The organism is Paenarthrobacter sp. YAF11_1 (genome assembly GCF_052113445.1).
Lineage (GTDB): Bacteria > Actinomycetota > Actinomycetes > Actinomycetales > Micrococcaceae > Arthrobacter.
In genome coordinates, this window is the sequence record NZ_JBFRDF010000001.1 from 371519 (window position 1) to 385000 (window position 13482).

Here is a 13482-nt window from a genome sequence, read left to right on the forward strand (position 1 = left end):
CCACCTTGGGGACGGCCGCCGTCGAGCTTTGGTCAGTTGCTTTCGCAGCTATAACACGAGCGACAGAAGCATCACGAAGCCAAAGCCGATCACGGAAATCAGCGTCTCCATGACGGACCAGGTCTTGAACGTCTGCCCAACGGTGAGCCCAAAGAGTTCTTTGACCAACCAGAAACCGGCGTCGTTGACGTGGGACAGGAACAGGGAGCCTGCCCCGATGGCCAAGGCCAGCAACGCCGCGTGCGTCGGGCTCAGGCTGCTGGCAAGGGGCGCGACGATTCCGGCGGCCGTTACCGTGGCCACCGTCGCAGAGCCCGTGGCGAGGCGGAGCGCCACAGCAACGATGAAGCCGAGGACCAGGACCGACATATTGGCACCCTCGGCCCATTTCTTGACGGAGTCCCCTACGCCGGCTCCGATCAGGGTCTGCTTGAAACCGCCGCCGGCACCCACAATGAGGAGGATCGCCGCGATCGGCCCCAGGCTCTCGCCCAGCTTGGCCGTGATCCTGCTGCCTGTGAAGCCCACTGCGTAGCCGAAGGTGACTATGGCCAGCAGCACGGCCAGTGTCATGGCCACCAAAGGCTGGCCCACAAAGTCGAAGAAGATCCGGATGGCAGGTGCTGTCTCGGGGTTCGGCCAGATGATGCCGCCCAAAGCCTTCAGCAGCATCAGCACCACCGGGAAGATGATGGTCAGCAGCGTCACCAGGAACGATGGCTGCCTCTTGACCTCGCTCATGTCGGCCGCATGCTGGGTGTCGATGCCGCCGGCTACTGCCGGCGCGTCGACAGGCACCCACCGCGCGGCGAGCCGGGAGAAGAGCGGGCCACAGATGATGACGGTGGGAATCGCCACGAGGATACCCAGGCCAAGTGTTGTTCCCAGCTCGGCCTTGACGGCGCTGATGGCAATCAGCGGTCCCGGGTGCGGCGGTACCAGTCCGTGCAGCACGGACAGGCCGGCCAGAGCAGGGATTGCGATGCGCATCAGCTTCATCTTGGACCGCTGGGTTACCAGGACGATCACCGGAAGCAGCAGCACGAGCCCGATTTCGAAGAACATGGGCAAGCCAATGATCACTGCCACCAGGGTGATCATCCAGACCAGCTTGTTGCCGCTGGCCTTGGCCAACAAGGTATCCACCACGCGGTTGGCGCCACCGGAATCGGCCAGCAGCTTGCCGAGCATGGCGCCGAGCGCGATCAGCAGCCCGACTTCCTTGAGGACACTGCCAACCCCGTCTTCGAAGTTGGTGATGACCTTTCCCAGCTCCACCCCGGAGGCCAAGCCCACGAAGGCAGATCCCAGGACCAGCGCCAGGAACGGGTGCAGCTTCAGTTTCGCGATCAGTACGACGATCAGGGCAATGCCCAGTGCAGCCACCACAAGGAGTTGGGTGTCGTGCCCGGTCCATTCCTGCACTTGCGTCGCCGTATCCAGGACCTTCACGAGATGGTCGCTTCGGTACCGGCACCCGCAGGCCGGAGACCCAGCCTGTCAATGACTTCGTCGGCCTCTTCGGCCGGCGATGCGGAGACGCACAGCGAGATGTGGTTCTCCTCGGCCGTGGGCTCCTCCAGGGCGTCGAACTGGGATTCAAGGAGCGACGGCGGCATGAAGTGGCCGTGCCTGGATGCCAGGCGATCGGAGATCTTGTCTTTGCTCCCCTGCAGGAAGACGAACACGACGCCTTCGCCGCGGAGAACATCGCGATACTTCTTTTTCAGTGCAGAGCACGTAATAATGGCCGGCATTCCGGCCTCCACGTGCTCCTGGATCCAGTCCGAAATGATTCCCAGCCAGGGCCAGCGGTCCTCATCACTGAGGGCCTGACCGGCCTGCATTTTGGCCACGTTCGCTTCGGGATGAAGGTCATCGCCCTCGGCCAGATCCCAGCCCAATTTGCCGGCCAGAACGCCGGCTACGGTCGATTTCCCGGAACCGGAGACTCCCATAATCACCAGAACGGGTTGTTGCGCAGTCTTCGCCATCAAAGTCTGCCTTCCTCGAATAAATATGATTTAACCGAGATCAAGCATATGACACGGGTTACACCACAGCAACGTCAGAAGCCGGCGATGGTGCTCGATCCATTCACCGACACCACGTGGAAGCCCTCTGCACTGGTCCCTGCGGGCAGCCCGGCACGCTCCCCGTTGGCCAGCATCAAGCCCCTGACAACACGCTCCATGCCGTCAATATCGGGATGCTGGCTCGCATGGATCCGGATGGCATCCAGCTTGGCATCGACCTGGCCGGAGACATCCACAAAGTGGTTCTCCCTGGCCTCCGGGCTGGAAATAAACCACAACCACGGCAACTTGTAGGCGCCCAGGCCAGCCTCGGCCAGTTCCGGGTAGGCAAAGGGATTCTCCACCGCAGGGTAGACGGCCCGGGTGACGGCCTCGCCGGCCGCGAGGTGGTCCGGGTGGCTCTTCTGGAGGCGATCCCAGTTGCGTTCCGGGTGCATGGTCAGCACAATGTCCGGACGGATTTCCCGGATCAGTTTCACAATCTGCTTGATGACGCCATGCGTCGGTTCAAGATATCCATCACGCTCGTGCAGATAGTGGACATCGCTGACGCCTACCAAGGCAGCTGCCTGCTTTTGCTCCTCCGCGCGGAGCTCAATGATCCGTTCCCTGTCCGCCGGATCAAAGCCTCCGGCGTCGCCGTCAGTCATGATGCAATAGCTGACCTCGACGCCGGCAGCCGTCCATGCCGCAATCGTGCCGGCGGCGCCAAAGTCTATGTCGTCAGGATGGGCAGTAAAACAAAGTACCCGCTCAACGCGCTCCAAGGAGGCGTCGAACGGGCTCTTTGCTGACGAAACGCCAGGAGACAAAGGGATCAGCCTTTCCGCTTCTTGATCTCGGCAGCAGCCTGCGGGAGAACCTTGAAGAGGTCACCGATGATGCCGTAGTCGGCAATTTCGAAGACCGGCGATTCCGCGTCCTTGTTGATGGCCACAATGACCTTGGAGGTCTGCATGCCGGCCTTCTGCTGGATGGCTCCGGAGATGCCGGCCGAGATGTAGAGCTGGGGCGAAACCGTGACACCGGTCTGGCCCACTTGGGCGTCGTGTCCGATCCAGCCGGCGTCAGTAGCAGCGCGGGATGCACCCACTGCCGCACCCAGTGCATCTGCAAGCTCTTCCACCGGCCCGAAGTCGCCGTCCACGCCGCGACCGCCGGCCACGACGATCCGCGCCTCGCTGAGGTCCGGCCGGCCGCTGACCGGCTTCTCGGACCGCGACGCGATGCGTGCAGAGTTCGCCAAGGCGGCCGCCGGGACGTCAACCGTGACAGTAGCGGGAGTTCCCGCTGCGCCGGCCGGCGCAGGCTCAACGTTGTTGGCCTTGACCGAAAGAACGGTGACCGGAGTGGTGGCCTTCGCGGTGGTGTTGTAAGAGCCCGCGAGAACCGACTTGTGCGCGGTGCCGTCAGACTCCACCCCCACTACGTCGGTGATAACGCCGGCGTTGAGCTTGATACCAAGCCTGCCCGCAATTTCCTTGCCCTCGGGCGAGTTGTCCAGGAGAACGGCTGTTGCTCCCGAAGCGTTCACGGCAGCGGCGAGGTAAGCGGCCTTCGGCCCCACCAGGAAGTTGTCGAGGTCCTCAGTGGACGGCTGGTAAACAGTGGCGACGCCGTAGGCACCCAAGGTGGCGGCGACGTCGTCGTGCAGGTCACCGGAGAACGCGACGGCGGTCTCGCCCAGCGAACGGGCGATGGTCAGGAGCTCCAGGCTGCTCTTTTTGAGAGCTGCTCCCGGGTTATCAATGAAAACAAGTGCATTTGCCATGGTTGCGATCCCCTTTAGAGCAGCTTCTGTGCGGCGAGGAAGTCGACCAGCTTGATGCCGGCGTCGCCGTCGTCGGTGATGATGGTGCCGGCTGTCCGCGGCGGGCGGGCCTCAGCGGCCTCCACCACGGTCCAGGAGCCAGCCAAGCCCACCTGCGAGGCGTCCACACCGATGTCGGCCAGCGACAGGGAGGCAATCTTCTTCTTCTTGGCCGCAAGGATGCCCTTGAAGTTGGGATAGCGCGGCTCGTTGATCTGGTCGGTCACCGAAACAACGGCAGGAAGCTGCGCTTCAACGGTTTCAGAGAAGGCGCCGGCATCACGGCGGGCCGTGACCTGGCTGCCTGCAACGTCCAGGCTGGAGGCAAAGGTGACCTGTGGGAACTGCAAGCGTTCGGCCAGCTGGGCCGGGATCAGCGACGTCTCACCGTCAGTGGACGCCATGCCGGTCAGGACCAGGTCCACCGGGCGGCCGTCGGCCGAAAGGTAGCGGATGGCGGCAGCGAGAGCCAGTGAGGTGGCTGCGGCATCCGAACCGGCCAAAGCGTCATCGCTCAGATGCACGCCCGAGTACGCACCGATCTGGAGCGACTTCTTCACCGCATTAACGGCGCCGGACGGTCCCATGCTCAAGGCGATGACCTCGTTGCCTGCCTTCGGTCCGCCACGTTCCTCGGCCAGCTGCAGGGCTGCCTCAAGGGCGTACTCATCCAGCTCGGACAAGATGCTCTCGTCACGGTCGGTTGTGTTGCCGGGTCCGGTGATGTGCCGGTCGAACTGCGCGTCCGGGACGTGCTTGACCAGAACGACAATCTTCAATGTCTCTTCCACTGTCTTCGAAGCAGCCTTCCATGCTTGTGGACGGCCAACCGCAACAGCGTGGCCGTGAATTGCCCAGCGCGTGGGCTCGTCCTAGCTAAGCATATTGCCCGCAGAAAACCACTCCCAGCGTTAACCCCTGTTTCAGATTCCTCCGGCCGACGTTGTCGATTGAGTGCCGGGAACGGCACGACGACGGGCGCCACCCGTGAGGTGACGCCCGCCGTCGTACGCTGTTCCTGCCGCCTACTGCTGGGCAGCGTCGAGGGTGACTTCGACTTCTTGACTCTGGCCGCCGCGCTGAATGGTGACCTTGACCTTGGCACCGGCCGGCTGCTCGCGCACAGCGGCCGTCAGCTGGTTCGGGTCACTGACCGTGTAATCGCCGAACTTGGTCACGACATCGCCCACCTTGAGGCCGGCCTTCGCTGCGGCCGAACCGGTGGTCACCGCGGCAACTTCGGCACCCACGGAGAATCCCGAATCGCTGCCTGTAGACGACTTGGAGCGGACCGACACGCCGAACTGTCCGTGGCTGGCCTTGCCGGAGTCAATGATTTCCTGGGCCACGCGCTTGGCGTGGTTGATCGGGACGCTGAAGCCAACGCCGATGTTACCGGTGGAGGATTCGGAGGTTCCGCTGCCGGCAGATGCGATCGCAACGTTGACACCAATGACTTCGCCCTTGTTGTTCACCAGCGCACCGCCGGAGTTGCCCGGGTTGATGGCTGCATCAGTCTGGATGACGTTGATGGCAATGGAGCCTTCATTAGCTGTGGACTGGCTCTGGCCGCCGTTGGGAGGCGCGAATTGGAAGCCCTCGTCGCCGCCCTGGCTCTCGTCGGGCGTTCCCTCCGGCACTGCCGACGAAGCAACGCTGATGGTCCGGTTGAGCGTAGAGACAATGCCATCCGTCACCGTACCGGTGAGGCCCAGCGGCGAACCGATGGCGACGGCGGTGTCCCCGACGTTGATCTTGGAGGAGTCGCCGAGCGTTGCCGGTACAAGTCCGGAAGCGTCGCTGACCTTGATCACGGCGAGGTCTGACAACGGGTCAGTGCCCACCACGGTGGCCTTGAGAACCTTGCCGTCGTTGGTCCGTACCTCAATGGCTGCGTTGGCTGTTGCGCCGTCGAGCGTCACAACGTGCGTGTTCGTCAGGATGTGGCCCTGGTCATCGAGGATGATGCCGGAACCGGTTCCGCCCTCATTGCCACTGGTTGCCTTGATGGTTACCACGCTGGGCGACGCCTTGGCGGCCGCCGCGGTGATCACGTTCACGTCATCCTTGTTATTGACGATGACTGTGCTGGACTGTCCACTCGTCGACGCTGCCGGAGCCGGTTGGTCCCAGAGCACATTGCTTCCGGCCACCACACCGCCACCGATCAGTCCGGCCGCCAGCATGCTGGCTACGAGGGTTCCCACCCCGAATGCAGGTTTGCGCTTGGTGGCAACAGGTGAGTTTGCGGGAGCGTGCTGCTGCACGCCAGGTCCGTGCTGGCCCTGGGGGGTAGGGCCCCCGCCGTAGAACGGCTGGTGCTGAGGGTAGCTGGGGCGGTGGGCCGGGTCCTGCTGTGGCACGCCGTAGTACTGCGGCTGCTGCGTGGTGGCGTTGTGCTGGGCGGAGGGCTGGGCCGGAGCCGCGTGCTGGCTGGCGTGCTGCCCTCCGTGCTGTGCAGTGTACTGCTGAGGTGTTTGCTGGGTTGGGGCCGCGTGCTGGCTGGCGTGCTGCGTCGGGGCGTTCTCCTGGCCGGAGTGCGGCTCGGATCCAGGCTGGCGCTGTTGTCCGGGCTGGTGCTCCGGGATGGCATTCGACTGGAATGCCGGCAGCGGCGTAGTGGGCTGTGCAACGTCCTGCGCACCTGCCCCTTGCCCTGACGTCCAGGCAGGCTGCTGCTGGGTGGCGGTGGCATCACTGTGGTCGCCGGTCGTGTCCCGCGGCTTTGATGGCTCGCGATCCTCCGGTGCGGTGCCCTGCGCTGGGTTCTCCGTCATGGGTCTTCCTTTCGTCCTTGTCTCCAACAACTATGGACCCAGTAACTGGAACAAAAGCGGACGTTCGCTGGGAGCTTCCTGAAAGACTCTGGCTGCCTCTCCGGACTCGTTCTGAATTACTCTCAACGGCTGGACAATCCTGCTCTCTCCTATATTTCGCTGGTGGCATATTCACTCCTGTGGACGGGCCATGGGGTGCACCATAGAATCAAGAGGAATTGCCACAGCGACCTGCGGCTTTACACCATGCGTGGGGGCGCTGAGCATTCTGTGACGATTGGTACGCCTTGTTCCAGTCGCAGACGTGCTGAAGGGTTGCACATGCGGTCAATAGTTAAACGCGTACTCGCCGTGATCGGCCTGGCTGGAATGTTGGCCTTCCCGGCCACTGCTGCTTGGGCCGAAAGTCCCGTGACGCTCGATCCCACTACCAAGATTGTGGACTCGGCAGGCGTACTCGGCGCAGACAAAGCCAAGGTCCAAGAGGCCATCCAGAAGCTCGGTACAGACCACGCCATGACGCTGCACGCTGTGTTCGTCAAGCGCTTCGAGAATCCGACAGACCGGGTTGCCTGGGCGGCCGAGGTCGCAGAAAAGGCGCAGCTCGGTCCCAACGCCCTTGTTCTCGCCGTAGCAACCGAGACACGTCAGTACCAGCTGAGCAAACCCAACAACAGCAAGATCACCAACGCCCAACGGGACACGATTACCAGTAAGGCAATCGACCCTCAGTTGCGTTCAGGCAATTATGCCCAGGCTGCCATCGACGCAGCTGCCGCTATCGGAGATGCCGCCGGCGGCGGCAGCGGAACAGTGCCCAACGGTAACGCGGGAGTTGGCGTTCTCGTAGGGGTCGGCGTTGTAGCGGCCGGCGGCGCTGGCACATATCTGTACCTGCGGAACCGACGCAAGAAGGGCGGCACCAAGGCCGTCAGCGCCAGCTATGGACCGCAAGGCGAACAGCTTGATCCGCTCGCCGGTTTGAGCATCCCGGAACTGCGCCAGAAGAGCGGCTCGCTGTTGATCGAGGCGGATGACGCCATCAAGTCAAGCGAGCAGGAACTCGGATTTGCCCAGGCCCAGTACGGTGACTCCGCCATCGGCAACTTCACCAAGGCTTTGGAAGAAGCCAAGGGCCACATGACAGAGTCCTTCAAGCTCCAGCAACAGCTCGATGACCACATCCCTGATACTGAAGAACAGCAGCGAAGCTGGCTCGGTGAGATCATCCGCCGCTCAGAAGCCGCTTTGGCGTCCCTGCGTGACCAGAAGGCCGATTTCGATTCTCTGAGAGAACTCGAAAAGAACGCCCCCCAGGCCCTTGCGGCCGTGTCCGCGGGAGCCAAGGACGCGGACTCGAAGATCGCCAACGCTGAACAATCGTTGGAGGGCCTTCGGGTCAAGTACGCAGAATCTGCCCTGACGCAGGTTTCGGACAACATCCTGCAGGCGAAAGAGCGCCTTGCATTCGTCCAGAATGCGGTCACAGCAGCACAGGAGAAGTTGTCCGCCGGTGAGAGCAGCCTTGCGGCCGTGGCAGTTCGTGCTGCCGAGGAAAGTCTGCACCAGACCACCGTGTTGATCGACGCCATCTCCAAGACGGCCGGCAGCCTTGATGAGGCCCGCGCTTCGCTGGAAGGCGCAGTAGCTGAAACCAGCCAGGACCTTGCCCAAGCACGTGCCATGATCCAGTCCGGCGAACATCCGGAACTTGCCGGCCCTGTGGCTGGTGTGGAAGCCGCACTTGCGCAGGTCAAAACGGAGATTCAGGGCGGAAAAATCGACCCCATTGCTACCCTTGGCCGCGTGGAGTCCGCCCATCAGGCACTGGACCAGTCCCTCTCCGGGATTCGCAACCAGCAAGAGCAGGCCCGCCGCGCCCAAGCATCGCTGCAGCAAACCATCATGGCTGCCCAGGCCCAGATCAGCGCCACGTCTGACTACATCACCGCCCGGCGCGGTGGCGTTGGCACCGAGGCACGGACCAGGTTGGCCGAAGCTCAGCGCAACCTCGATTACGCCCTGTCCATTTCACGGAATGACCCCGTGACGGCTCTGACCTACGCGCAGCAGGCCCATTCACTTGCTGCCCAGGCGGCCCAGCTTGCTCAGTCCGACGTGGACCAGTTCGGCTATGCAGACCAAGGGCAAGGCTATGGTCGCGGCGGGATGTTCGGCGGCGGTGGCGGCGGCCTCGGGGGTGCCATCCTCGGCGGAATCCTCATCAACTCCATCCTGAACGGCGGCGGGGGCGGCTGGGGCGGTGGGAATGACGGCGGAGGCGACGGCGGTATCTTCGGTGGCGGCGGTGATTCCGGCGGCGGATTCGACGGCGGCGGCTGGGGTGGCGACGGCGGCGGTGGAGGCGACTTCTAGCCAGACAGACTAGGTGGGGTCCATGCCCCGCATAGAAGCGGTACAACAACTGATCACTGATTTCAGTGGCACCACTGAGCAGGACGAAAGGCAACACCATGGTTAAGCAGTCCATTTTCGGTCGGATCTCGCAGCTCGCCAAGGCAAACATCAACGCCTTGCTGGACCAGGCTGAGGACCCGCAGAAGATGCTGGACCAGATGGTCCGCGACTACACGAACAACATTGCCGAGGCCGAATCAGCCGTGGCCCAGACCATCGGCAATCTCCGGATGCTGCAGGCGGACTACAACGAGGACATCAAGAACGCCCAGGACTGGGGCAACAAAGCCCTTGCAGCATCCCGGAAGGCTGACGAGTACCGCTCCGCCGGCGACCCCGTCGATGCCCAGAAGTTCGACAACCTTGCCAAGGTGGCCATCCAGCGCCAGATGACCGCGGAGTCCGAGGCCAAGGCGGCTGAGCCGAGCATCGCGTCCCAGACTGAGGTTGTGGACAAGCTCAAGACCGGGCTTGACCAGATGAAGGGCAAGCTGAACCAGCTCACCGCCAAGCGCAACGAGCTCGTGGCACGATCCAAGACCGCAGCGGCACAGTCCCAGGTACACGATGCCCTCAAGAGCATCGACATCATGGATCCCACCAGCGAGGTAGGCCGCTTCGAAGAGAAGATCCGCCGCGAAGAGGCCAAGGTCCTTGGCCAGCAGGAGCTCGCCAGCTCCAGCCTCGATGCCCAGTTCAACCAGCTGGAGGACCTTGGAGAGCAGACGGAGATCGAGGCTCGCCTTGCAGCATTGAAGTCCGGTGGTTCCAAGCCGGCCATCGGTGCTGGTGCAGCCGCTGCAACCGGCTCAACCGTCGACGAAGCCGACTTTGACAAGCTCTAGCACGTATCGGGCAGAGTGCCCGTGATGTACCGCTGAACCAAGCCAATGGGCCGGATCCTCGAAAGGATCCGGCTCATTTCTTTGACAGCATGTGCCTAACCCGCCGTGGACTGCGCCACGGAATCCTGCCCTGGGCTTACGTCGGTAGCCACTTCAGCACGGATCTCGAATCCTTTCGGATGGAAGTAGGTCACCGTGCATTCCAGCACCTCGCCGTGGGGGCCCAACGTGGTCCGCTCCAGTCGGGGCACCATGGCGAAGCCACGGACGTTGAGAGCGTCCGCAAGGTGCTCCGGGGGCTCATGCATGGTCACGGTGATTTCCGCCCGCTGGAGCGGCTTCAGGGTCCTGTCCTGGATGACCTGGTAGATGGAATTCCTTTCGGCGTCCGCAAGGCTGATGTGGCGCCCGATGTGCGAAGGGATGAAGATTTCCGCGATCGCGTACGGCCAGCCGGCGCTTGAATACGATCGGCGGATTACCAGGACAAGGTTGTCATCAGAGACCAGCTTCGCCGGCACCGACTTGTCCTTTTCCATCCATTTGTATTCGATGAGCCCTTTGACGGTCTTCATCCCCGCCGCAGTGAACGTCTCCATGAAAGGAGCCAGGCGGTTCAGCATTTTGACCGGACGCTGTGCCATCACGAACGTCCCTTTGCCCTGCCTGCGAACCAACAGGCCCTTGACCACGAGCGTTTCGATCGCTTTCCGGACTGTAGTGCGGCTGATGCCGTACTCGTCCATCAGGGACTCTTCCGTGGGTATACGGGATCCTGGCTCCAGCCGGCTGACCTGGTCCACCAGAACGTCAGCTACCTGCTGGTAGACAGCTACGGGGCTGTCCCGCTGGAGGACTTCACGATTGAGGCCTGGCTTGACGTCTTCATTGACCATTGGGCCGTCCCATCCACTTTCCTGCCTCAGCAAATCCGGATCCGATGCTAGCACCCGTCATCCCGAAGGCCGCTTAAACAAAAGATCCGGATCAGTAGTTACTGATCCGGATCTTTTCTCCAGTTGCGGGGACAGGATTTGAACCTGTGACCTCTGGGTTATGAGCCCAGCGAGCTACCGAACTGCTCCACCCCGCGTCGCAAGATCAACTCTACCGCACCCATCAGGGTGCTTCTGACCATATGGGAGCAATGGTGCCGCAGATCACTTCCACAGCAAAAGGCTCCGCCCAATCTGCGGCGACCGCCGCGATCCATCTACATCGACACCTCGGCACCGTGAATTTCTTAGGACTTCGGGCAAAACAAAAGATCCGGATCAGTATTTACTGATCCGGATCTTTTCTCCAGTTGCGGGGACAGGATTTGAACCTGTGACCTCTGGGTTAACAAGGCCACGTTCCCTAGACGCCCCCACTTCCCCCACTAAACCCCTATTTAGACGCTAGAGGCCAACGCTCGAGCGGCTGCCATAAGCGGGGGACACGAAATTTAGCCCCCGCGCCGGAATCTAGGCCCCCATATTTTTAGACGTTTCCGGGGGATAGTCGAGGGGAAAGGCCGTCCAGAGCTACCAGACGGCCGTATCGAAACACGTAGACAATACACGCCTAACCGTGCTAAACTTATGAAGTCAGCAAGGCAGGAAACAACCACCAGGAGCAAGCCTTGGAATACCCCACACCAGTAGACCCAGCAGAAGCAGCCCCGATTCTTGACGCCCTCCTTGAGGACGAGGAGTACGGGATCTTTTACACCCCCGCCGCCCGCCGTGACATTCTCCGTCGCGCCGCATTCGACATGGGACTCCTCAACCGCCAAGCTCCCCCAGCCATGCTCCCCGAGATCGCCAAAGCCGCCGCGGCTGCGATCCGCGAGGAAGTCGAACCCCACCTCCGGGACATTTTCAAAAGCGAGCTGCGCGACACCCTCGAGCAGCGGGGATGGACGGCAAACCCCCAGAGCACTTGGTACACCAGAGAGCTATCCCCGAGCCTCCTCTGCTCCTTCTCCCTGTCCATGGACGTCGAAACCATCAAGATCGAGGCGTGCCGGCCTAACTCAATCGTCGAGGTCCTGACGTTCGATCGAGCCAAGACAAGCCCGGAGCGCCTCGCTCGCGTCCTCGCTGCAGTGTTTGCGTAAGGGGCCGGCCGTGGTGGAATTTGTCGCAATGATCGGAATGAAGGATTCCTTCAAGGTTTGGGCCGTCAAGTTCGGCTCGCCCTCCGAAATGTACGCATGGGTAGACGCCCACCCCGAGATCGTCCTGAGCTCGTGGGCCCCCGTAGTTGAATCCGAGAGCGCTCTGGTCTACGCCTCACTCGAAGCGGAGAAGAAAGGTTCCACCTCATGACAGAGAGCCCCAAGATCAGCCGAATTGCCCTCGCTATCGAGCTTGAGGACGGGACCACGATCCGCCTCTACTCCGGCGAGGTATCCGGAACCGTGAACGTCGAGACGGAACACGACGTCGGCCGGATAGGCTACCCCCAGCGGGGCCCCTACTTACTCGGACCGCCCCGGACAAACATCACTATTGAGGGAATCCACGCATACTTGATCCAGCACAACGACCCGAACGCCACGAAGGCAATCGAACAAGCCCGCGAGGAGATCCAGCCGTGAAGCGCTACCTATCCCGCCCGGAGGTTGCCGAGCGTATCGGCGTCAAGCCGGACACCCTCAACCGGTACAAGCTGCCGGAGCCTGACGCCCAGATCGGAGCCCGGCAGCTTGGCTGGCTGCCGGAGACGATCGACGCATGGAACGCCTCGAGGCCAGGCCGGCGCGGGCCCGTCAAGCGCGAGCCTATCGACGGAACTTCGCCGATAGCCGGCGCGTTCACCGGCATCGACGGTCGCGCCGAAATCATCACGCCCGCTACAATGGAGAACGCGGGGCCGGCTTGAGCGCCTCCCTTGCTGACACTTCGGTGGTTTGCTCGCCGGACCCGCGCCCTCTTTTTGCGACTCTCGCCGCGTCCTATATGCTGAGCCGGACTCAACAAAGCTATGGGGGCTAACATGACAACCGAAACGCCGCAAGTCACACAGGAAGAAACTGTGGACAACAGTGGGATCGTAGACGCCGCAGATGCGATCCTCGCCCAGTCCGACTCTTTGCACGATTGGTACGCCGAGCAGTGCCGAACTGAAAACCTCGCGTAATCTCCGACGCAAAAATGGGCCCCCGATCCACCCTCGTAAGGGTGGACCGGGGGCCCTTTTCTTGTATGTGCTTACTTCTCGTTTACCTCGAGGTCGGCCGGCTCAACTTGCGCGCCAAAGACGATCTGGCCATCCTTGGTGATGGTCAGGTCGCCGGGCGAAGTCTGGGACTCCACCTTGGGTGCCCCGGCGTCCGCCTTGATTCGCTTGAGCGCCTCATTCACTCGAGGAATCGCCATGATGCGCGACAGCGCCGCGGCGACAGCCGTAAGTAGACCAGCCGCTGCCAGCAGCCAGGCAATGAGGCCAGGGGGCACTACCGCGTCCAGCTCCTCAGCGAGGATCTGCAGCACGGAGGGGCCGGCGAACAAGACCAGGCTGAAAGCCGGCACGCCGACCTCGAGCACGGTCCGCCACATTGCCCGCCAGGGGTTAGCGACTTGGGACGGGATAGCCACGTGTTCCGCCAT

Annotated in this window: 15 protein-coding genes and 1 tRNA gene; 7 read left to right on the forward strand and 9 right to left on the reverse strand. The window is 62.3% G+C overall.

What is annotated here, in order from left to right:
* Positions 1-48: 48 nt before the first annotated feature.
* The 6 genes from AB4Y77_RS01795 to AB4Y77_RS01820 all read right to left on the reverse strand — a co-directional run bounded on the left by AB4Y77_RS01795 (position 49) and on the right by AB4Y77_RS01820 (position 6623).
* Positions 49-1452: a GntT/GntP/DsdX family permease gene (locus AB4Y77_RS01795; RefSeq protein ID WP_311212763.1), complete on the reverse strand. Its 1404-nt coding sequence runs from the start codon at positions 1450-1452 to the stop codon at positions 49-51.
* On the reverse strand, positions 1449-1994 hold the full coding sequence (locus tag AB4Y77_RS01800) for a gluconokinase (RefSeq protein ID WP_311212764.1): 546 nt from the start codon (positions 1992-1994) through the stop codon (positions 1449-1451). The genes AB4Y77_RS01795 and AB4Y77_RS01800 overlap by 4 nt, the downstream gene beginning before the upstream one ends.
* A 74-nt stretch (positions 1995-2068) precedes the next feature.
* A complete protein-coding gene (locus tag AB4Y77_RS01805; RefSeq protein WP_442012806.1) occupies positions 2069-2848 on the reverse strand; it encodes a PIG-L deacetylase family protein in 780 nt (259 codons plus the stop codon).
* A gap of 5 nt (positions 2849-2853) precedes the next feature.
* Positions 2854-3807, reverse strand: coding sequence for an electron transfer flavoprotein subunit alpha/FixB family protein (locus AB4Y77_RS01810; RefSeq protein WP_311212766.1), 954 nt, complete (start codon positions 3805-3807; stop codon positions 2854-2856).
* A 14-nt stretch (positions 3808-3821) separates the two neighbouring features.
* Complete coding sequence (locus AB4Y77_RS01815; protein ID WP_311212767.1) at positions 3822-4625, reverse strand: electron transfer flavoprotein subunit beta/FixA family protein; 804 nt, start codon at positions 4623-4625, stop codon at positions 3822-3824.
* Between the two features lie 246 nt (positions 4626-4871).
* Complete coding sequence (locus AB4Y77_RS01820; protein ID WP_442012807.1) at positions 4872-6623, reverse strand: trypsin-like peptidase domain-containing protein; 1752 nt, start codon at positions 6621-6623, stop codon at positions 4872-4874.
* 321 nt (positions 6624-6944) lie between these two features.
* Here AB4Y77_RS01820 and AB4Y77_RS01825 point away from each other — a divergent pair, with 321 nt between their 5' ends.
* Together AB4Y77_RS01825 and AB4Y77_RS01830 are read left to right on the forward strand one after the other, a co-directional pair.
* Positions 6945-8999: a TPM domain-containing protein gene (locus AB4Y77_RS01825; protein WP_442012808.1), complete on the forward strand. Its 2055-nt coding sequence runs from the start codon at positions 6945-6947 to the stop codon at positions 8997-8999.
* A 98-nt stretch (positions 9000-9097) separates the two neighbouring features.
* Entirely contained in the window at positions 9098-9886 is a 789-nt protein-coding gene (locus AB4Y77_RS01830; protein ID WP_311212770.1) for a PspA/IM30 family protein, read from the forward strand.
* A gap of 95 nt (positions 9887-9981) precedes the next feature.
* Here the strand turns inward: AB4Y77_RS01830 and AB4Y77_RS01835 are convergent, their stop codons facing one another.
* Together AB4Y77_RS01835 and AB4Y77_RS01840 are read right to left on the reverse strand one after the other, a co-directional pair.
* A complete protein-coding gene (locus AB4Y77_RS01835) occupies positions 9982-10782 on the reverse strand; it encodes a GntR family transcriptional regulator (RefSeq protein WP_442012809.1) in 801 nt (266 codons plus the stop codon).
* 123 nt (positions 10783-10905) lie between these two features.
* Positions 10906-10979: transfer RNA gene (locus AB4Y77_RS01840), tRNA-Met, on the reverse strand.
* Positions 10980-11510: 531 nt separating this feature from the next.
* Between AB4Y77_RS01840 and AB4Y77_RS01845 the strand changes: the two genes are divergently transcribed.
* The 5 genes from AB4Y77_RS01845 to AB4Y77_RS01865 all read left to right on the forward strand — a co-directional run bounded on the left by AB4Y77_RS01845 (position 11511) and on the right by AB4Y77_RS01865 (position 13012).
* Entirely contained in the window at positions 11511-11987 is a 477-nt protein-coding gene (locus AB4Y77_RS01845) for a hypothetical protein (protein ID WP_442012810.1), read from the forward strand.
* Between the two features lie 10 nt (positions 11988-11997).
* Entirely contained in the window at positions 11998-12198 is a 201-nt protein-coding gene (locus AB4Y77_RS01850) for a hypothetical protein (protein ID WP_442012811.1), read from the forward strand.
* Entirely contained in the window at positions 12195-12470 is a 276-nt protein-coding gene (locus tag AB4Y77_RS01855) for a hypothetical protein (RefSeq protein ID WP_442012812.1), read from the forward strand. Before AB4Y77_RS01850 ends, AB4Y77_RS01855 begins: the two co-directional genes overlap by 4 nt.
* Positions 12467-12754, forward strand: a complete 288-nt coding sequence (locus AB4Y77_RS01860; protein WP_442012813.1) for a helix-turn-helix transcriptional regulator — start codon at positions 12467-12469, stop codon at positions 12752-12754. Before AB4Y77_RS01855 ends, AB4Y77_RS01860 begins: the two co-directional genes overlap by 4 nt.
* A gap of 114 nt (positions 12755-12868) precedes the next feature.
* Positions 12869-13012 (forward strand): hypothetical protein, encoded by a 144-nt coding sequence (locus AB4Y77_RS01865; protein ID WP_442012814.1) that lies wholly within the window; start codon positions 12869-12871, stop codon positions 13010-13012.
* Positions 13013-13083: 71 nt separating this feature from the next.
* Here the strand turns inward: AB4Y77_RS01865 and AB4Y77_RS01870 are convergent, their stop codons facing one another.
* Positions 13084-13482: a hypothetical protein gene (locus AB4Y77_RS01870; protein WP_442012815.1), complete on the reverse strand. Its 399-nt coding sequence runs from the start codon at positions 13480-13482 to the stop codon at positions 13084-13086.